Source organism: Nitratireductor indicus C115, from assembly GCF_000300515.1.
GTDB classification, from domain to species: Bacteria; Pseudomonadota; Alphaproteobacteria; order Rhizobiales; family Rhizobiaceae; genus Nitratireductor; species Nitratireductor indicus.
Genome location: NZ_AMSI01000004.1, coordinates 179,637 through 199,613 on the forward strand (window position 1 = coordinate 179,637; position 19,977 = coordinate 199,613).

Annotated in this window: 18 protein-coding genes; 6 read left to right on the forward strand and 12 right to left on the reverse strand. The window is 62.7% G+C overall.

Going from position 1 to position 19,977, the window contains the following annotated elements:
• Nucleotides 1-13: 13 nt before the first annotated feature.
• From NA8A_RS07405 to NA8A_RS07440, 8 genes are all read right to left on the reverse strand, one after another.
• A complete protein-coding gene (locus NA8A_RS07405) occupies nucleotides 14-964 on the reverse strand; it encodes an ornithine cyclodeaminase family protein (protein WP_009756289.1) in 951 nt (316 codons plus the stop codon).
• Entirely contained in the window at nucleotides 961-2,229 is a 1,269-nt protein-coding gene (locus tag NA8A_RS07410) for an NAD(P)/FAD-dependent oxidoreductase (protein WP_009756290.1), read from the reverse strand. The genes NA8A_RS07405 and NA8A_RS07410 overlap by 4 nt, the downstream gene beginning before the upstream one ends.
• Before the next feature lie 14 nt (nucleotides 2,230-2,243).
• Nucleotides 2,244-3,341 carry a hypothetical protein gene (locus tag NA8A_RS07415; protein ID WP_009756291.1) on the reverse strand — a complete coding sequence of 366 codons (1,098 nt, stop codon included), beginning with the start codon at nucleotides 3,339-3,341 and terminating at the stop codon, nucleotides 2,244-2,246.
• Entirely contained in the window at nucleotides 3,338-4,843 is a 1,506-nt protein-coding gene (locus NA8A_RS07420) for an AMP-binding protein (protein WP_009756292.1), read from the reverse strand. Before NA8A_RS07420 ends, NA8A_RS07415 begins: the two co-directional genes overlap by 4 nt.
• Before the next feature lie 68 nt (nucleotides 4,844-4,911).
• On the reverse strand, nucleotides 4,912-6,651 hold the full coding sequence (locus NA8A_RS07425) for an ABC transporter permease subunit (protein ID WP_009756293.1): 1,740 nt from the start codon (nucleotides 6,649-6,651) through the stop codon (nucleotides 4,912-4,914).
• Entirely contained in the window at nucleotides 6,648-7,736 is a 1,089-nt protein-coding gene (locus NA8A_RS07430) for an ABC transporter ATP-binding protein (protein WP_009756294.1), read from the reverse strand. The genes NA8A_RS07425 and NA8A_RS07430 overlap by 4 nt, the downstream gene beginning before the upstream one ends.
• 95 nt (nucleotides 7,737-7,831) lie before the next feature.
• The gene (locus tag NA8A_RS07435) at nucleotides 7,832-8,893 is read right to left on the reverse strand and encodes a polyamine ABC transporter substrate-binding protein (protein WP_009756295.1); all 1,062 of its coding nucleotides are present in this window, start codon (nucleotides 8,891-8,893) and stop codon (nucleotides 7,832-7,834) included.
• 41 nt (nucleotides 8,894-8,934) lie between these two features.
• Nucleotides 8,935-9,696: an enoyl-CoA hydratase/isomerase family protein gene (locus tag NA8A_RS07440; protein ID WP_009756296.1), complete on the reverse strand. Its 762-nt coding sequence runs from the start codon at nucleotides 9,694-9,696 to the stop codon at nucleotides 8,935-8,937.
• A gap of 168 nt (nucleotides 9,697-9,864) precedes the next feature.
• On the opposite strand from NA8A_RS07440, the gene NA8A_RS07445 reads away from it, so the two are divergent.
• The 4 genes from NA8A_RS07445 to NA8A_RS07455 all read left to right on the forward strand — a co-directional run bounded on the left by NA8A_RS07445 (nucleotide 9,865) and on the right by NA8A_RS07455 (nucleotide 13,603).
• Complete coding sequence (locus NA8A_RS07445; protein ID WP_240532753.1) at nucleotides 9,865-10,644, forward strand: IclR family transcriptional regulator; 780 nt, start codon at nucleotides 9,865-9,867, stop codon at nucleotides 10,642-10,644.
• A gap of 75 nt (nucleotides 10,645-10,719) precedes the next feature.
• The gene (locus NA8A_RS24625) at nucleotides 10,720-11,079 is read left to right on the forward strand and encodes a (2Fe-2S)-binding protein (RefSeq protein WP_074896725.1); all 360 of its coding nucleotides are present in this window, start codon (nucleotides 10,720-10,722) and stop codon (nucleotides 11,077-11,079) included.
• Nucleotides 11,064-12,431 carry an FAD/NAD(P)-dependent oxidoreductase gene (locus NA8A_RS07450; RefSeq protein ID WP_009756299.1) on the forward strand — a complete coding sequence of 456 codons (1,368 nt, stop codon included), beginning with the start codon at nucleotides 11,064-11,066 and terminating at the stop codon, nucleotides 12,429-12,431. The genes NA8A_RS24625 and NA8A_RS07450 overlap by 16 nt, the downstream gene beginning before the upstream one ends.
• Complete coding sequence (locus tag NA8A_RS07455; protein WP_009756300.1) at nucleotides 12,428-13,603, forward strand: NAD(P)/FAD-dependent oxidoreductase; 1,176 nt, start codon at nucleotides 12,428-12,430, stop codon at nucleotides 13,601-13,603. Before NA8A_RS07450 ends, NA8A_RS07455 begins: the two co-directional genes overlap by 4 nt.
• Before the next feature lie 24 nt (nucleotides 13,604-13,627).
• On the opposite strand, the gene NA8A_RS07460 is transcribed toward NA8A_RS07455, so the two are convergent.
• Nucleotides 13,628-14,557, reverse strand: coding sequence for a dihydrodipicolinate synthase family protein (locus tag NA8A_RS07460; protein WP_009756301.1), 930 nt, complete (start codon nucleotides 14,555-14,557; stop codon nucleotides 13,628-13,630).
• Between the two features lie 93 nt (nucleotides 14,558-14,650).
• Here NA8A_RS07460 and NA8A_RS07465 point away from each other — a divergent pair, with 93 nt between their 5' ends.
• Both NA8A_RS07465 and NA8A_RS07470 read left to right on the forward strand, forming a co-directional pair.
• Nucleotides 14,651-16,615: an FG-GAP repeat domain-containing protein gene (locus tag NA8A_RS07465; RefSeq protein ID WP_240532757.1), complete on the forward strand. Its 1,965-nt coding sequence runs from the start codon at nucleotides 14,651-14,653 to the stop codon at nucleotides 16,613-16,615.
• Nucleotides 16,609-17,427, forward strand: coding sequence for a shikimate dehydrogenase family protein (locus NA8A_RS07470; RefSeq protein WP_009756303.1), 819 nt, complete (start codon nucleotides 16,609-16,611; stop codon nucleotides 17,425-17,427). Before NA8A_RS07465 ends, NA8A_RS07470 begins: the two co-directional genes overlap by 7 nt.
• A gap of 2 nt (nucleotides 17,428-17,429) precedes the next feature.
• On the opposite strand, the gene NA8A_RS07475 is transcribed toward NA8A_RS07470, so the two are convergent.
• The 3 genes from NA8A_RS07475 to NA8A_RS07485 are packed head-to-tail and all read right to left on the reverse strand — an operon-like array spanning nucleotide 17,430 to nucleotide 19,950.
• Nucleotides 17,430-18,254, reverse strand: a complete 825-nt coding sequence (locus NA8A_RS07475) for a shikimate dehydrogenase family protein (RefSeq protein WP_009756304.1) — start codon at nucleotides 18,252-18,254, stop codon at nucleotides 17,430-17,432.
• Nucleotides 18,255-18,261: 7 nt separating this feature from the next.
• Nucleotides 18,262-19,104 (reverse strand): sugar phosphate isomerase/epimerase family protein, encoded by an 843-nt coding sequence (locus NA8A_RS07480; protein ID WP_009756305.1) that lies wholly within the window; start codon nucleotides 19,102-19,104, stop codon nucleotides 18,262-18,264.
• A gap of 9 nt (nucleotides 19,105-19,113) precedes the next feature.
• Nucleotides 19,114-19,950: an ABC transporter ATP-binding protein gene (locus tag NA8A_RS07485; RefSeq protein ID WP_240532754.1), complete on the reverse strand. Its 837-nt coding sequence runs from the start codon at nucleotides 19,948-19,950 to the stop codon at nucleotides 19,114-19,116.
• Between the last annotated feature and the right edge of the window lie 27 nt (nucleotides 19,951-19,977).

Consider the following 19,977-nt stretch of genomic DNA (forward strand, 5'->3'; position numbering starts at 1 on the left):
CGCGAACCGCGGGCTATATGTGCCTGCCGGTTGCGGCCTGAAGCCGGGACCACACCAGCCACGCAATGGCCAGATCCGCAGTTGCGTGTCCCTGAAAAACGAAGAGTGCCCTTTGGGCTTCCGATACCCGACCCGGATGAACACCTCCGGCCAATTCCGACAGGTCGCAGTCTATCCTCATCCCCGGCTTCATCTCGATACCGTGATGAAGCCGGCTATCGGTCGCCATGCAATCGAAAACCTTGAAGCCACCCGGATGCCAGGAACGACCGATATCCACCGCCGCGACGAAGACGCCGGGCGCCAGATTCGACGCGTCCAGAAAGGGCTCGAAACCCGCGTTCATGGGAACCGTGGTGACGACGATATCGCTCTCGCTCAGAAGCCGCGCGGGGTCGGAACAGACCTTGCCTTCCAGCCCAAACGTGCCAGCAAGGTCGGCCAGTCGGCGGGCGGATTGCTCCGATCTGCTGTTGCAAAGCACCACCGCCAGACCTGGAAAGAGATCGTGCATTGCTTCGAGATGCATGCGGGCCTGAAGCCCGCAACCGACGAAGCCGATCGTCCTGCTGTTTTCCCGGGCGAGAAAACGTGCTGCCAATGCGGACATTGCCGCCGTGCGCAATCCCGTCATCGCATTCGCGTCCATGACGGCAAGCGGTGCGCCCGAATTGAAATCGTTCAGCACGGCCAGCGCGTGGATGCCGGGAGATGGGTCCCCCGCCCCGCGAGGCGCGACGCCGAGCCACTTTACGACCGCCAGATCAAGCTCCTCACAGGCCGCGCACATGGCCTGGAACTTGTGCCCCGGTGCAATGTCGAGAGACGTTTTCGGCTTAACCCGAACATGTCCCGCGTGCTGCAACCGATAAGCATGCGAGAGGGCATCCCGCGCCTCACCCGGCGTCAGGCCAAGCCGGCGAAGCTCTTCCTCGCCGATAAAGAGTGGCTGCGCGCCGATCACCGGAAGCGTTCCGCTTCATAGGGATTCGGGTCGATGGCAGGATGCCCGCCACCACAAAGATCGGCAATGAGCCTGCCCGTCATCGGCGCCATGGTGATGCCGCTATGGCCGTGTCCGAAACCATAGATGATATCGGGAGACAGGCGCGATGGACCGATGCAGGGAATGCCGTCAGGCGTCGAGGGACGATTGCCCATCCATCGATCGATGACACCTTCCTCCAGTCGATCCGCCATGGCGGGAAATGCCCGTTCGAGATGCTTCAGGAGGATGTCGGCGCGCCGCCAGTCAGGTTCGGCACCAAGGCTGGCCAGCTCCACCTGCCCTGCGATCCTGAGGCCTGCCTGCGTCCGCGTGAAAACCATCTTCCCATCCATCATCATGACGGGATGGCGCGGGCCGCCTTCGATATCCGGCACCACCACATGGTAGCCCCGCTCCGCTTCGAGCGGCACCCTGTCACCGCATTGCAGTGCAAGATCACGCGCATTTATGCCCGCCGTCAGGATGGCCCTGCCGCAATCGATGTCGCCCTGATCGGTTTTCACGGCGCGCAGCCGGTTCCCCTCGAACCGGAAGCCCGTCGCCCGCCCCCGTTGCAGAACCGCGCCTCGCCGGGCCGCGCCTTCGACCAGACCGGCAATAAAGGCCCCGGGATCGGAAAGATTTGCACCCGCACGAATGTAGACACCGAACCGGTGATGCGCTCCCAGCCCCGGCTCGAAGGCGTGCAGCGCCTCGCCTTCCAGCTCCTGCCACTCGATGCCGTAGCGCCGGCGCAGCCCCCAGGCGAGGCCGTCGGCCTCGTAGGTTGCTCTGTCGGGGTAAAGGAAAAGATGCCCGTCATGCCTGAAAAAGGAAGCGAGGCCGTTTGCCTCCGCGACCGCCTCGTAGCGCTGCAATGCCCCCTGCGTCAGCGCGTGGCGGAAACCGGCCGTCCGTTCGATCTTTCCGACACTTGACCCCGCCAGAAGGAACCGGGCGAGCCATGGCGTCAACGCGGGAAGATGAGACCAGCGAATGGCGAACGGACCAAGGGGGTCCATGAGATAGCCCGGAACCTGCCGCCACAGGCCCGGGACGGAAACCGGAAGCAGCGAGCTTTCCATGATCCACGCGCCATTGCCATAGCTGGCGCCCTGCCGCCCGCCCGGCTCTTCGGCATCCAGAATGATGACGTCATGACCATCCTCGAGCAGTTCCCATGCCGCAAACGCGCCGATGATGCCGGCACCGATGACAACCACCTTCCGTGCATCGCCCATGGCACCCCTCCAGTTCAGGCCGGCTGCCGGCTCAACGCATCGCGCAGAAGCGCGAGATCCCGATAGGCCTCCTCCAACCGGCCGATCTCGAAGCCGCCGGCATGGGCGAAGCCAACCCGTTCGAACGCCGCTTTCAGCCGGCCCGTGAAATGCGCATGCTGACCGTCCAGCACCAGACCGTTTTTCGCCTCGAAGGCGTGGTTCCACGAAATGGCTTCTTCCCGGGCGAGACCTTCGGGGAGATCCAGATGCAGCTTTCCCGCTTCGAGCCGCACCGGATATCCGCCGGGCAGGCCGCCCGGTCCCGGCACATGCCCTGCCCAGGGCCGGCCCGCCGCGTAGGCGCAGATCAAAGTCACACCCGAGGCCCCGGAGACCTCGATCGCCGGTTCGGCGGTCAGCTTGATCGAGGCAAATGCCTCGAACACATCCGCAACCTCCCGGCCGTCCAGAAACACGCGCGGTGGCGTGGCCCCCGCCCTGCGCTCGCGCGGCAAGCGCCATGCGGCAAGGTTCTGATAATGGGCAAGCACGCGCAGGCGCTCCGGGGCGTCAGCCCCCCGGGCGCCCGCAAAAACATTGGAAAGGATTGCCACATTGCCTGTGCCGCAAAGCACGTCATGCCCAAGCGCCTGGATCATGGCATTCACCACGTCTGGAAAGCAGCAATTGATCAGGGCACTCCTGGGGGAGTGTTCGCTGATCGCCTTGCCGACCCGGCTCGTCAGCAACGCCTGAAAAATGGCCGTTGCGCTCAAGCCGCCTTCGGCCACCAGCGCCGTCCAGGCATTTCCGGTATCGGAAATGACCGAGGAGGTCTGTACGGACGCGGCCTGAACGACGATCTTCGGCCGGGTCTGAAGGATCATGCGCTCCGCTGCCCCCTCCTCGAGCAGGTCCACCTCCATGGTCGAAAAGGTGGCGGGGCGCGAAAACATCGAGGCGCGCGCGTTGCCGGCCGTCCTCAGCCAATCCAACCGGTCACGGTTGCGACCGGCGATCACGACATTGACCGGCTCCGGCGCTGTCGAGGCGATGTCAAGCGCGATGCGGCCTGCGAAGGCGCCGGTTCCCGAAATCAGGACATCGGTCTTGAATGTGCCGCTCATCATGCGCGCTCCCTTTCCGCCATCCGGTCCCAGCAATCATCGGTGGAACCCGGCAGCCTGTGCTTCATGATCCGTTGGCTGGGGGTGCGGTCGAACGCCTTCACGAAGGCGATGTAGCGCGGCACCTGGAAGCCCGCCAGCCGTTGGCCCAGCCACGCGCCAAGCGCATCTGCGTCCGCTACCGCGCCCGGCTTAAGCTGCACGAACAGCTTGATGTCCTGCTCGCCCACATCGGTGGCCACGCCGATCATGGCACTGTCTTCCACATCGGGATGCTGTGCCGCCACATGCTCCACCTCCCAGGACGATACGTTTTCACCGCGGCAACGCACGCTGTCGGATTTCCGGCCGTGAAAAAACAGATTGCCGCCGGCATCCCACGAACCGACGTCGCCGGTACGAAAGCCCTCTGGGCGAAGCGCTTTCGCGGTCGCCTCGGGATTGCGGAAATAGCCGGGGAAGATGGCGCCGGGAACGGACGTCGTGATGACGATTTCCCCGCGTCCGTCGAGTATTTCCTGGCCGCTATCGTCAAGCAGGCGCACGTTGAACCATGGCATGGGCTTTCCGACAGAACCGACAAGGCCGGTATCGTTATAGGTCGTCAGGCTCGACGCCTCGGTCATGCCGTAGCACTCCCTGATATGAATGCCGAACCGCTCCTCGAAGGCCCGCCAGACTTCCCTGGCGCATCCCCCTCCCCACGCGATCCGGACATTATGGCCTCTGTCGAGCGGCGATGGCGGCTGCTTGAGCAGGATCTGGATGACACCGCCGAGATGATGAATATGCGTGGAACCGGCTGCGCTGACATCCTGCCAGAAACGGCTTGCGCTGAAGCGGCTTCCCAGAGTGAGGGTAACCTCGCGCACCAGGGGCAGGAGCAGGGTCTGCGCGCCACCGATATGATAGAAGGGCTCCCAGACATAATAGTCGTCGCCGGGGCGTGGCGCCGAACACAAGGCAACCGCTTCGGCGGCAAGACGCAGCATGCGATGGGTCACGATCACGCCCTTCGCCGGACCTGTCGTTCCCGAGGTGTACATGATGGCCGCCGCGTCATCGGGCAAGGGTAGGGCCTCGTCGAATGCGACGGTGCCAGCGGGCAGGTCGCGCTCGCGGTTTGTGATGACCGGGACGCCGCTTGCCGCCCGGCAGCCGGCGATCAATTCGGCGAACTCCTCATCGGCGACGATCAGGGCAGGATCGCTATGGCCGATGATATATTCCAGCCCCTCTCCCTTGAGAGCCGCATTGACCGGAACCCACACATTACCGGCACGGGTGATTGCATAGATCATGGCCATCGCGAATGGGCTGTTGCGCATGACCACTGCGATGCGGTCGCCGCGCTTGACGCCCTTTTCGCGGATCGCCACCGCCAGCAGGGCAGAGGCGCGTTCCAGATCGCCGAATGAGACCGCGGCACCCTCGTGCCGGGCGAATATTCTTTCCGGACTGTCGGCCGCATGCCGGCAAAGCAGGTCGATGAAACCTTCTGACATTTGCATTCTCTTACCTTGGGTATCTCAAATGACGTCTTCCCCGCTACCCGGCAGCAACCGTCCGCGCCTCAGCGGCGCAGACGGTCGGCAACGAGCAGGATCGCGGTGACGATGACAAGCACCACCACCGAAACGGCAGCCAGGGTCGGATTGAGTTGCAGGATCATGTCGTCCCACATCTGCTTTGGAAGCGTGGATTTCAGCCCGCCGCTCACGAAGATGGCGATTGTCAGTTCGTCAAAGGACGTGACGAAGGCGAACAGGAATGCCGAAATCACCCCACCGCGGATCAAGGGCACGGTGATCAGGCGCAGAACCTGAAACCGGCCGGCGCCAAGCGAGGCGGCGGCCTGATCGAGACGCCAGTCATACCCCTTGAGCACAGCGGCAATCGCAACGAAGGTGAAAGGTATGGAAAGGACCGTGTGCCCGATCACCAGGCCCAGATTGGTCGCCACCAGCCCCATCTGCGCGAACAGATAGAACAGACCGACCGCGATCACGATGCGTGGCACGATCATCGGCGCCAGCATGAAGGCGAACACGACACCGCCGAAACGCGAACGCGAGCGGGCGATGGCGAGAGCGGCAAACCCGCCGATCACCGTGGCGGCTATGGCTGTTGCGAAGGCGACACCGAAAGAACGAACCGTCGCGGAAATCCAGATCGGCGAATTGAAATAGAGGCTGAACCAGCGTGTGCTGTAGCCCGGTGGCGGAAACTCCAGAAAATCTGAGCTGGTGAAGGCGATCGGGATCACCATCAGCGTCGGCACCACAAGGAAAAACACGATCAGCGCGACATAGGCCGGCAGGAGCCTTCCGCGGCTTTTGCCAGCAAAGCGGTTGGTCACCGCCGATGTCGCCCATGCGAGCTTTTCCAGAATGGCAAAGCCGAAACGGCGGGTCCAGGCGGACGAGGTCTTGTCGGTCGTGCTGTTCCCCGCCGAAAGCGATGCCAGGCCGAAAAGATGATTGTAAATCCAGCAGGCGATGAGGGCCGACACAAGCAGCATGGTCGCAAGGACCCCGGCAAAAGCCCAGTTCACCAGTTCCTGCACCTGAATGATGATCAGCTGCGCCAACATGGTCTGTTGCCGCCCGCCCAGGAAGGCGGGGACGATGAAAAAGCCGAGCGACGTGATGAATGTGAGGAGACCACCTGCCGCCATTCCGGGAATGGACAGCGGAAAATAGACCATCCAGAAGCGATGCGCGCCATTGGCGCCGAGCGTGCCGGCTGCTTGCGACAGGCGCGTATCGATGCCGCTCATCACGGGCATCATCGTGAGAACCGCCAGCGGCATCATCGCATGCACCATGCCGACGATTACGCCGAACTCATTGTACATAAGCGGCAACGGACCATCGATGATCCCCGCACCGCCCAGAAGACGGTTCAGCACGCCCTGGTTGCCGAGCAAAAGCATCCACGCGAAAGCCTTCACCAGATAACTCGTCCAGAACGGCACCAGTACCAGCAGAAGCATCTGATTGCGCCGGTTCTCCCTGAGCTGGGAGAGCCAATAGGCAAGCGGATAGCCGAGAAGCAACGAGAAGAAGGCGGTCAAACCCGCGATCCGGAACGTGATGATTAGGATACGCCAGTACACCTCCGTGTGGAGGAGGCGCGAATAGTGCTCCGCAGTCAGATTGCCGGTGTCCCCCTGAACGCTCAGGAAAAGAAGCCGGCCCACGGGAATGAGGAAGAAGACGATCAGGAACGCTATCGCGGGCGCGGCGAGCCACAATGCGTTGGCGCGCAGACGGAGGTTTCGTGGCGAGGCGGAAAGGCTGGCGGCAGTCATGAAACAACCACCGCAACATCGATGGGCCAGTGATAGGTGAGGGAATCGCCGAGCGCCGGTAGCGTTGCTGCCGGATCATGGCGCACCGACAGGGTTTCACCGTCTTGCAAAGTCAGTACCAGACGCGTGTCAGAGCCGACATAAATGATTTCCGTGACCGTTCCGGTGATGTCGTTCTCGCCAGCTCCCGCCGGGCCGGGACGCAATTGCTCGGGCCGCAGAACGAGCCCGGCCTTGCCATTGACAAGCGGTCCGCAATTCTCCTGCCGCGCCTCGAAGCTGCCATTGGAATTGGCCACCACGATACGGCCGTCGCCGGCATCGGAAACCTTGCCGACGAACAGGTTCGAAAGCCCGATGAAACGGGCGGAGAAAATGCTCTTCGGACGCGAATAGATTTCGCGCGGCGTGCCGATCTGCTCGACGCGTGCATGGTTCATCAGGCAGATGCGATCTGAAAGGACCAGCGCTTCCTCCTGATCGTGAGTCACATAGATGACGGTGGTGCCGAATTCCCGATGCAGCCGCTTGATCTCGAATTGCATATGCTCGCGAAGGTTCTTGTCGAGGGCGCCCAGCGGCTCATCCATGAGAACGACCTGCGGGCGATAGACGAAGCAACGGGCCAGCGCGACGCGTTGCTGCTGACCGCCGGAAAGTTCACGCGGGAAGCGATCCCCGTATTGTTCAAGCTGCACCTTCGCCAAGGTCTCGCGGACGCGTTCGCGGACCTCGCTCGCCGGCGTTCCACGCATCTTCAACGGAAAGGCTATGTTCTCCCCGACTGTCATGTGGGGAAAGAGAGCGTAGTGCTGGAACACCAGTCCCATGTCGCGCCGATGTACGGGCGTTGCCGTCTCGTCGCGGCCGTCCACATGCAGGGTTCCCGTGGTCGGTTCGGTCAAACCCGAAATCATCTGCAACAGCGTCGTCTTGCCTGACCCCGAGGGTCCAAGCAGCGTCACGAATTCCCCCGCATCCACCGTAAGGTCGGTCGGCTCCAGCGCGACAACCTCACCATAGCGCTTGCCAAGTCCGCTGATCTTCAGCTTCGGCTGCACATTTGTCGTGTCCACATTCACCATCGTTCATCCTGAATAGGTCAAGGCGCACGCCCGGGCTCGGGCGTGCCCATGCGCGACCGGCGCAATGCTTGCCGGCCGCTCACCAGAAGCAGATGCTAGATCAGAAGCCAGGCGTTGAAACGCTCGGTCACATCCGCACGGTTCTCGCTCCACCAGTCCTCGCTCGCCAGCCGCATCTGCGAGATGTTCGCGGGCGCGGTCGGCAGAACCTTGGCGCGTTCCGCATCGATGCTGTCATAGGCTTTCTGGTTCGTGGGCCCATATGCGAGCTCGCTCGTATAGAGCGCCTGCTGTTCAGGCCGCGTGCAGAACTTGACGAATTCGCGCGCGGCGTCGGCCTTCGGATTCCCCTTGGGAATGCCCCAGCCCTCAACCGAATAGAGCCCCTGGTTCCAGACCAGTTCGGCCGGCGCTCCGCCATCAATGGCCGCCTGAAGGCGCGCGTTCCAACCGGAAATCAAGTCCACTTCGCCGCTTTGGAGCAGCTGCGTCGATTGCGCGCCACCTGTCCACCACACGTCGACATGCGGCTTGATCTTGTCGAGGCTGGCAAAAGCCCGATCCAGATCGAGGGGGTACAACTCTTCAAGCGGCACACCGTCGGCCAGAAGTGCCTGCTCCAGCGTGTCGATGGGGTTCTTGCGCAGGGAACGGCGCCCCGGGAAAGATTCGACATTCCAGAAATCCGTCCAGGACTTCGGCCCATTGTCCTTCAGCTTGTCCGTGCGGTAGGCAAAAATCGTCGAATAGACGTCCGTGCCCACGAAATTGGAGAACAGCGCTTCCTTCATCATGCCCGGAGCATCCGCAGCCTCCACGCCGGTCGGCTCCAGCAGATCCTGTTTTTCCAGGATCATCCGTGCCGAGAGCGTGAGGGTGCACACATCCCAGATGAAGGTTCCCGTCTCGACGATCGATTTGAACTGCGCCGTCGGCTCGGCCTCGCGGGCCACATTGGCAATCGTCATGCCGGTTTCCTTTTCGAAAGGCGCATAGAACGCCTTGCGGAAAGCCGGGCTGAACGGACCGCCCGGGTCGGCCACCGTAAGAGTGGTCGACCCGTAGGCCGGGCGCAGGATCGCCGGTGCGGCCAGTGCCGCGCCTGCTCCCAGAAGCACGGTACGGCGGGTCAAAGAGATGTTGTTATACTTGTTCATTTCGTTCCCCTTTTTTCTCCAGTTAAGCAGGTTTTTGCGCTTCAGGCCCTGCGTTTTGCGAGAAACGCCTCCATCATGCGGGCGGGCTCTCCCGTGGCATAGGCTTCGCGCTGGATGCGAATGCCCGCACTCAACGCATCCTGCAGGCCCGCTTCCGTCATCTCGCGGAACCGCTGACGATCAAGCCGCATCGCCACGGGCGGTTTCGATGCCAGTTCCAAGGCAAGCTTCGTGGCTTCTTCGGCCACCTTGTCCTGCGGAACCAGCCGGTTGATGAGACCGATCCGCTCGGCTTCGTCCGCATTCATCAGGCGGCCGGTCAGCGTCAGGTCGATCGTACGCGCCATGCCCAGCATTTCCCGCATGATCCACGGGCCGGTCGTGCTGGGAATTCCGGAGTTGATCTCCGGCTGCCCCATGCGCACGCCGGCGTGCCCTATCCGCAGATCGCAAAGCAGGGCGACCTGGAACGCCGAACCCGCCGCGACACCGTTCAATGCCGCAATGATCGGCTTTGAAAGCGTGCGGAAGCGGACATAGAGCTTCTCCCATTCGCCGATCCAGACCTCCGCGCGATCCGCATCAAACGTCTTCGTCTCGTTCAGGTCCTGCCCGGCGCCAAACGCACGGTCTCCCGCTCCGGTCAGGATGACCGCACGGACCGCGTCATTGTCTTCGGCTTCCGTCAACGCATCGATCAGCTCTTCCCGCATGGCCGCGTTCCAGGCGTTCAGAACCTGCGGACGATTCAGCGTGATTTTGAAGACGGGACCCTCGACCTCGGTGAGGATGAATTCGCGCATTCGCTGCTCCCAACTATTTCTATGCAATAATTATTATTGTATTTTGAATGGAATGTTTTCATTCTGTCAAGCTCGCTTCCCGTTTTTTGCCGAATGGGCTAGAGGGCCTATTCGGCATCCGCACCGCGTCCGGTCGAAATTCGACGTCTGGCAAGAGGACCCACCCTGGTGACAAGCAGAGAAAAACCATCGAAGACCGACCCGCTGATGGTGCGTTCCGTCGAGAAGGCCTTCCGCGTTCTCTCCGCATTCAACGCGGAGCGTTCCACCATGAACCTGTCGCAGATCGCGGCAGAGACCGACCTGGACATGAGCGCGGCGCAACGCTTCACACACACGCTCGTGAAACTGGGATATCTGAACAAGAACCCGACAACGCGGCAGTTCGAGCTCAGCGTGAGAACGCTTGATCTCGGCTATCACTTCACGCGCGCCAACCGGCTGATGGAAAGAGCGCTGCCTTATCTGCAGCACCTGAGCAAGGAAACCGAGGAAACGGTGAACTTGACGATACCGGACGGCACTGAGGTGGTTTTCGTCTCACGCTTCCTCAGCCGGCACGTGCTCAACACCGATGTCATCGTGGGGACCAGGCTTCCTGCCTACTGCACGGCACCCGGGCTTGCCATCCTCTCACGACTGCCCGCCGGGGAAGCAGCAGCCATCATCGAGGCTTCGGACCTGCGCCCCTTTACGCCACACACGGTCTGGGACAAGACGCAGATCGAGGCACGAATCGTAGAGGCCGGCCAATCCGGCTTTGCCGTCGCATGCGAGGAAATCTATCATGGCGACGGCTCCGTTGCCGCAGCCATCCTCGATACGGTCGGCCACCCGATTGCCGCGATCAACATAGCGACATCGCTGGCGCGCTACACCCGCTCCGAACTCGTCGAGCGTTTCGCCCCGCTCGTCGTTGCCGCCGCCAGGTCCATCTCGAAGCTGTGAACGCGCTCTATTGACAATCCGTCGATTGCATTCAATCATTTTCATAACGATAATAATTATTGCAATACGATAGATATGTCTTCCAGCGACCGAGCTGCGGCCAGTGACGTTCAAAGTGACGCTCAATTCGTAGCGGTGGGGCGCCGCAAGGGTGCAGCCATACGGTTTCGCATCGACGGACACGCCATATCGGCCCATTCGGGAGAAAGCGTTCTGTCTGCCGCGCTCCAGAGCCGTCACATATTGCGCCGTTCGGAATTCACTGGGGAGCCGCGTGCCGGCTTCTGCCTGATGAGCGCCTGTCAGGATTGCTGGATGTGGAGCGCCGAAGGGAAACGCCTGAGAGCGTGTTCGACACCGATCACTTCCGGTCTCGATCTCTACACCTCGCCGCCGACGCACCTGAAAGGAGGCAAGCCTTGCGCCAAATCCTGATCATAGGCGCGGGGCCGGCCGGGATGAGCGCCGCCATGGCATTGGCGGAAGCCGGCATTCGACCAATCGTGATCGATGAGAACACTCTGGCTGGCGGGCAGGGATTTCGGCAAACCAACCCCGACATCGATCTCGATGCCGATGCGATCTACGGACGCGAATACGGCAGATACCGAGATCTTCATTCCAGGTTTCGCAGCTGCCTCGACAAGATCGACCATCGTTCTTCAACGCTCGTCTGGGCCATTCACGACCGAAAGGCGCACACGTTCAACGACAAAGGCTTCTCCGAAATCGCCTTTGACGGGCTTATCCTTGCTCCCGGCGCCACCGACAGGTTGATGCCCCTCCCCGGCTGGACACTTCCCGGCGTCTTCTCGCTTGGCGCCGCTCAGGTCGCGCTCAAGGACCAGGGCTGCTTTATCGGTCGCCGGATCGTGTTTGCCGGCAGTTCGCCTCTGCTCCTTCTGGCCGCCCTGCAATACCACAAACTTGGCGCACGGCAGCTTTGTGTGCTCGATACCACCCCTTTGCATCACAAGCTCCGCGCCGCGCCGGGGCTTCTCAATTCCGGCCGGACTTTCCTGCAGGGCCTGTCCTATCTGTGGGCTTTGAAGAAACGCGGCGTGCCCATCCACAATGGTGTCGAGCTACGGGAAATCGAAGGGCAGGACCGGGTGACGGCAATCCGCTTTTGCGATGCGTCGGGCACCGAACACCGTCTGACCTGCGATGCCGTTGCGCTCGGATATGGGCTGCGCGCCGAAACGCAGCTGGCCGAACTTGCCGGTGCCGATTTCCGGTTCGACCACCGCCTTCGGCAGTGGCTGCCAAGGGTCGACGAAAACGGTCGCGCCGGTGACTGCCTGTATATCGCCGGCGACGGCGCTGCGACCGGTGGCGCGTACGCCGCCATCGCCAGCGGCACCCTTGCCGCCACGGCATTGCTGGGCGAACTCGGCATGTCGCAGGCGGGCAAGAACGGAGCGCACCTTCAAACTCAGGTCGGCAAACTGCGCAGGTTCCAGCATCATCTAGCAACGGCTTTCCGCTGGCCCCATGAAACCGCACAGACCCTGCCCGGCCATACAATCGTCTGCCGTTGCGAGAACGTAACAGCGGACGACATCCGCACAGCGGCCACACAGGCGTTTGGTCCCGTCGAACTCAACCGCATGAAAGCCATAACGCGCTGCGGCATGGGCCGTTGCCAGGGGCGCTTCTGCAGCGCGGCGCTTGCGGAAATCACCGCCGCGGCCTGCGGCAAGCCAATCGACGCCGTGGGCCGGTTGCGCGCTCAGGCGCCGGTGAAGCCGGTGCCGATATCCACCACGGAAACCGCTCTCCGATGACGCAGGAAACAGAGACGATCATCATTGGCGGCGGTCTGATCGGTGCGTTCACCGCTTATTTCCTTGCCCGTGAGGGGCACCCGGTCACAGTACTTGAGAAGGGTTTCGTGGGGGCACAATCCAGCGGCGCAAATTTCGGCAATCTGCGCCTTCAAGGCCGCGATCCGCGCCAATATCCACTCTCCCTCAGGGCGCAGGCCATCTGGGAGGCATTCGAGACGATCGCCGGGGAGAGCTTCGAATATGATCGCACCGGTCATCTCTACATCGCCCGGAACGAAAAGGAACTCGCCAAGCTCGAGCACCACGCCGAGATTGCACGGCAACACGGCCTCGACATCGAGATGCTGGCAACGGCAGCCTTGACACAACGCTTTCCCTATCTGGCCACCGACACGCTCGCCGCCACCTTCTGCGGCCGCGACGCGACCGCCAATCCGCGGCTCGCCACGCCGGTCGTCATGCGCGCGGCGCTTCGGCTCGGCGCAAGGATCGTCGAGCATTGCGAAGCGCTTTCAACCGTGTACACCGGCTCGCGCTTCGAGGTGGAAACCGCGCAAGGACGGTTCATGTCGAAGACTCTGGTCAACGCGGCGGGTGCCTGGGGCGGTGCTATCGCAGCGCATTTCGGCGAGCCGGTGCCCGTGTTTTCCGCAGGACCGCCACAATTCGTGACCGAGCCATTTCCGCATGTGATCCGGCCTTCCATGCAGATGGTGAACGGCAGCGTGATCTTCCGCCAGATACCGAGGGGCAATGTCATTGTTGCAGGCTATCCGCGCACGGCCAGCGAGGCGGATGGCAATCGCACATTCGTTCCCCCCGGCAAAACGCTCGCCGGAATGGAAGCGCTCGGTGCCATCGTTCCTCTCCTGCGGGATGCGCATGTCATCCGCGTCTGGTCGGGCGTCGAGGGTTATCTGCCCGACATGCGCCCGGTCATCGGGCCAAGCCGGACCCAAGACGGGCTCTTTCACGCCTTTGCCTGCTGCGGCCACGGATTTCAAATCGCTCCGGGAATAGGCGCCGTGCTTGGCGAACTGATCCGCACGGGACAAACGAATACGCCGATTGACGCCTACGATATCGCGCGCTTCAGGGACCAGGTGCCCGACAGCGAGAAATTCATCCAGGAATTCGACAATCGGGCAATCATCCCTGCCGCCAGATAAATGAGCATGGCTATCCTGGCGGCTTCAGGCCTTGGCGATCCTGGTGCGAAATCGCTCCGTGCCCCGCTCTATATGATCCAGCAGATCAGCGGCGGCCCAGTGCCGCTCCAGCGGATCGTAATCCACCACCCGGGAATGAGCGCTCGCGAAGGTTCCAAGCCGCAAATGCCAGAGCTTGGCGAGCTTGGGATACCCCATTCCTTCCGCCATGCCGGAAAGAGCCAGAAAGACCGCGAGATCCCGCATCAGCTCCGTGTCCTCGTCCCTGTGATCGTACATCCAGGCATAGAGGTCGGGATGGAAATTGCCGAACACGCCGCCGAACCCGCGCGAGCCCGCACGCATGGCGGCAAGCGCAATCGCCGCATTGGCGTTGACGATGGCAAAGGGCGTGCCGGCCGTCATCGCGGCCCTGCGGGCTACCGTCGGCAGATCGCAACTGACATCCTTCAAGACGGCGAAGCGGCCAGTGTCCATGCACAGTTTCAGCTCATCGTCGCTGAGCAGGCGGCGATAAGGTGCGGGGCATTCATAGAGCCCGAGCGGCAAATCGGCGGGCAGAGCCTTCATGATCGCTTCGAGCGCATGCCGGAACGCCTCGGAACCTGCATTTTTCGGGTCCAGCCTGTTGGTCACCAGAACCAGCGCATCGACGCCGGTTTCGGCCATGGCCTTCAATTCGACCAGCTGATCCTCCAGCGCCTCTGAGATGTGCCCTGAAGCAATGACGGGCAACCGCCCCCGCGCGAACTCCAGCGTATGGCGCGCCAGGAGAACGCGCTCTTCAAGGCTCAGCCTCTGCATTTCGCTCGACTGGCACGCGGCGAACAATGTCTGCGCGCCGCCTTCGACATACCAGTCCGTCAGTCGCGCAAGCCCATCCTCGTCGATGCGGTCCGCCGGTGTGAATGGCGTGAGCATCACCGGCACGAGACCGTCAATCCTGATCTTCATTTCGCGTCCATCTGCAGGTTTCATTTGCCACGCTATATGATACGAGATGAAATTGGAATAGGATTCCAAAAACGGAGGAGAAGCATTTTGAGCGTGACCCGGTGGGAGGATGACGCGTCGGTCTGGACCGGCCCGTCCTATGTGGATCAGGCAATCGCCTATCATCCCGATGTCAGTTCGGCCCCGGTCGCAGGCCGCATCATCACCTGTGTCGACGTGGTTGACTGGGATGGCGACGGCGGTCGCGATCTGCTCCTGTCCAGTTGGGACACCTGCTATGAGGGCCGCGTCTTTGTCTATCCACAGATCGGGACGAAACCGGATGGCACGCCGATCCTGGGCGGCGAACAGATTGTCGAGGGCGTGCGTGGCTATGTCACCGCCGTACGCGATGGCGACCGCTTCCATCTCCTCTCCGTGTCGCGGATGCGCCGGCAGATCTATCTGTTTCCCAATACCGGCACCGCGCGCGAGCCGCGCTTTGGTAATCCGGTGGTTCTCGATCTCGAGGCGGACTGGGTCAAGGGCAACGAATATTTCCACATGGCCCGCTTTCACGATATCGACGGCGACGGCGTTCCCGAACTCGTCGTGGGCACCGATTCATGGGACGATTACTGGCCGAACGGCCTGGAATGGAACGATGTCGGCTATCGCGCCTACGATGCGGCGGGCCGCTGGCTGGGCGGGCCGCTGCGCGGTTTCCTATATGCCTTCAAGAACACGGGAACGCTGAGCGCACCGGTGCTCGGGCGCGGCAGACCGGTCCTCGGGGGAGAGACCCCGCTTGAGGTCTACGGGCAATGCGCGCCGGCCTTCGGAGATTTCACCGGCGATGGGCGCGACGCAGTGATATGCGGCGAATTCTGGAACATCCTGCACTTCGCGCGCCAGACCGGGCCCAGCGCCTTTGAGCAGCCGAAGCTGGTGGCCGATACCGCCGGCGCTCCGGTGCTTCTCGATCAGTGCATCCATCTGCCCTGCGCCGTCGACTGGGACGGCGACGGGCGGCTCGACATTCTGGTCGGCGCCGAGGACGGCTATGTGACATTCCTCCGCAACATAGGCACCGGCCCCGATGGGCGACCGGCCTTCGAAAAGATCGGGCGCGTGGAAGGCGTTGAGCCCTCGATACATGCCGGCGTCCTGCCCTCGCCCGCCGCCCACGACTTTTCCGGCAACGGCCTGCCCGACCTCGTGGTCGGCAACAGCACCGGCGAGCTTCTATTCTACGAGAATCTCGGCCCGCGCGAAGCACCGGGACTTGCACGGGAAGTCATGATCGAGGCGGGCGGAAAACCGGTGCGCATCGCCGCCGGCCTGACGGGCTCGATCCAGGGGCCGTCGGAAAAGATGTTCGGCTATTCCTGCCCCACGATTGCCGACTGGGATGGCGACGGTCTGCCCGATCTTCTCGTCAGCGACGTCAACGGCCACCACAATTTCTACCGCAATGACGGAGGAAGGGTGCCACCGCGTTTCGAAGCGCCGCGCCCGCTGACCTGGCAGGGCAAGCCGCTGAAGACGGTCTGGCGGGTGCGCCCGGCCGTGATCGACTGGCTCGGCGACGGCCAGCTTCATTATCTCGCGCTGGATGAAGATGGCGTGTTGTCGGATTTCCGCCGTGCGTCCGACACCGAACTTGCCGATAAACGGCATCTGCGGTGGGAAGACGGCACCCAAATGCGCTTCACGCAGGATGTCGGCGGCGGTCGCGGACGCGTGAAACTGTGCGCCGTGGACTGGACCGGCGATGGCCGGATCGATCTCGTTATCGGTACGCATGCGCGCGCCTCCGTGCCGCCCGGTCCCGCCGGCCAGCCGCGCAACACGACCGGTCAAGCAGGCATATTCCTGCTCAAGAACATCGGCTCCAACGCTGAGCCGGCTTTCGCCTTCCCGAAGGCGTTCAGGTTTCGCGGCGAAACGATCCAGATGGCGATGCATGTCGCCTCCCCCGAAGCCGTCGATTGGGACGGCAGCGGCAAGCTCGGCCTGCTGGTCGGCGTGGAAGACGGCAGTCTGGTGTGGCTGAAGCGGGATGACCTCTCATGGTAGCCCCGGCCCTGGCAGTCAACGGATCGACGAAGATCATGGGCGTGATCGGGGACCCGATCGCACAGGTGATGACCCCGACGACGATCAATCCGATCTTCGCGGCCCGGGGGGCCAACATCGTGTGCGTGCCGCTGCACATAGACGCCCGCGAGCTCGACACGGCCTGGGCGGGCCTCAAGGCGCTCAGAAATCTGATCGGTTTCGGCATCACCCTGCCGCACAAACAGGCGGCACTGGCGCTTTGCGACAGTCTCGACCCGCTCGCTAAACGGGTCGGGGCGGTCAATCTCGTACGGCGGGAAGCCGACGGCACCTTCAGGGGTTACCAGTTCGACGGCAAGGGCTTCGTGCGCGGTTTGAAGGCACAAGGCCACACGCTTTCCGGCAGCCATTGTCTCATGGTCGGTGCAGGCGGCGCGGCGATAGCGATAGCCTTCGCCCTTGCCGAGGAAGGGGCCGCTTCGCTGACCATTGCCAACCGCACCCGCACAAAAGCCGAGGAACTGGCAGACGCCGTGAACCGCGCGATGGGCCGATCCTTCGCGCGGGCCGGAGACCCGCGGCCCACGCCCGGAGAGATCATCATCAACGCAACTTCGCTCGGCCTTTCCGCAAGCGATCCCCTGCCCATCGACGCGAGCCTTGTGGACGAAACGATGCTGGTCGCGGAGGTAATCGCCAAGCCTGAAGTGACGCCGCTGCTTCAAGCCGCGCACGCCCGCGGCGCACGCGTCCATTCGGGCATTCACATGATCCGCGGGCAGGTCGACCTCATTGCCGCTCACATAGCCGAAGTACAGACGGACAGCTGAAATCAGAGCGGCGTTCCGGCCTCGCACCCGGCCGCAAAGCCCGCGATCAGCGCGATCTGCGCCTCGAGCATGTCGCGGCCATCGCTTGTTGCAGCCCCCCGCTGGCGGGCGAGCTTCAGAAGTTCCGTATCCCGCGCCAGCGCTGCGATGTCGGCCACCAGCATATGCGGTCCGACCCCATCGAGATCGACCGGGAAAGCATCCGTGGATTTCAATCCGATCGGCGTCGCGTTGATCAGCACGTCGATACCCGCGAGACCACCGGAAGCACGCTGCGCGACCGGTTCTTCCAGCACACGATTGACCATGCCGATGGTAAATTCGACTGCGCTCTCATCGACATCGATCACCGACAGCCGGCCTATCCGTTCGCCGGCCAAAGCGTGGGCGATGGCGCGTCCCGCGCCGCCGGCACCGACAAGCAGCACCGATGCTCCCGCAAGGCGGCCCCGGTTGCCGGCCAGCCCACGCACGAAGCCCAGCCCATCGAAAAGCGCGCCATGCATGGAGCCGTCGCCCCGGCGCTGGATGGAGTTCACCGCACCGACAGCGGCGGCGGCAGGGGTCAGCTCATCGCACAGGCGAGCGGCCGCGATCTTGTGCGGCACCGTCACGCCGATGCCCGCCACATTGTCCATCGCCGCGAAAACACGCCAGGCGGCCTCGAAATTCTCGCGGGTCACATGGAAAGGGACGGCATAGAGATCGACGCCCTTTGCCGCGAACATCGGATTGATGAGGGTGGGTGTCTGGACCTGGGCCACAGGATCGCCGAACACCGCATAGATGCGCGAGGCGCCGCCCAGATTTGGAATGGTGTCGCTCATGATCTCGTCATCCTCCCCAAAAGATGCTCCGGCATCGCGCGAGAGCCGTATCGAGGACAAGGTCGGGGTCTTCCGCCCACCATCGATCCGAGAATATCTCGATCTCGACAGGACCGTCGTAGCCGGCAGCCCGGACCTGACGCCACATTCCGGCCAGGTCGATGATGCCATCCCCCATCATGCCGCGATCGCGCAGGACATGCTTCGTCGGCACCAGCCAGTCGCTGACATGGAAACCCAGTATCCTGCCGGCGGCACCGGCGCGGGAGAGCTCCGTCTCCAGGCGCTCATCCCACCATATGTGATAGGCATCGGCCACGATGCCGATCCCCTCGCCCAGCTGTTCGCAGATGGCATTGGCGTGACTGAGGCTCAGGATTACCGCGCGGTCGCCGGCGACCATGGGATGCAGCGGCTCCAGCGCCAGCGTCATCCCCACAGAGCGCGCATGATCGAGAAGCGCGCCGATCGCATCCTCGGTCTGCGCCCGTGCGCCGGCGAGATCACGGCTTCCCTCAGCGAGACCGCCGGAGAAAACCAGAACGTGGTCCGCCGCGAGTTCGGCGGCCATGTCCACGGCGCGCCGCGCACGGTCGAGACATTCCGCCCGACCGGCGGCCCCCGCCGCCAGAAGCGGCCCTGCCCGGTTGAAACCGAACGTGGAGATGCCCGTGCGGGAGAGCATCCTGCGGGCCTCTTCAAGCCCGGCCTTGTCGACCTCCTCGCCCCACAGGGACGCTCGCGACAAGCCACGCGCGGCGCATCCTTCAAGGAAAGGTTCAAGCCCCCATCTCTCGCGAACGGTCGCTTCATTGAAGATGAATTCGGGCGATTGCAGCGCTTCGACCATGATGCTGCGCTAGAATTTGTAGACGCCGAGCTTCTCGAAAATCCGATAGATTCTTTCGGCGTATTTCGAGAACTCGGGATACTCGCCCAGATGCGCCGGGCGCGGGCGCGGCAGATCGATGATGATTTCTTCTACAATCGTGCCAGGGCTCTTCGACATCACCAGAACGCGATCCGACAGACCCACGGCCTCCTCGATGGAGTGGGTGATGAACAGCACCGTTTTGCGTGTCTCCAACCAGAGCATTTCCAGATCATGTCGAATTTGCGTGCGCGTGATCGCGTCGAGCGCGCCGAAAGGCTCGTCCATCAAGAGCATCGAGGGATCGTGAACCAGAGCGCGCGCAATCGACACGCGCTGGCGCATACCGCCGGAGAGCTGCCACGGATACCGGTTTTCCGCGCCAGAGAGACCGAGCCGTGCGAAGAGAGCGTCAGCACGCTCCCTGAGCGTGGCCCTGTCGAGCCCCCGGATCTCCTGCTGCAGCATGACATTGTTGATGGCAGTGCGAAAATCCAGAAGCAGGTGGTCCTGGAAAACAATGCCTATCTCTGAAATGGGGGCGGTGAGCGGTTTCCCGTCAATCTCCACCGTGCCGGCGCTCGACGGCTCCAGCCCCGTCACCAGAAGCATGGTCGTGCTCTTGCCGCATCCTGACGGGCCGATGATGGAGACGAACTCCCCCGGCTTGATATCCAGATCGATGGGCCCCAGCGCGTGAAAGGCATTTTCTCCGCTGCCGAAAACCTTCGTCAGCCCGCGCGCGTTGATAGAGGCGCCCGCAGCGCTCGCGCCACCGACCGGATGCACCAGACCGGAAGAAGTTCGGGCTTTCATGTCTGCCATGGTCATGTCCATCATTGTCGCTTTGTC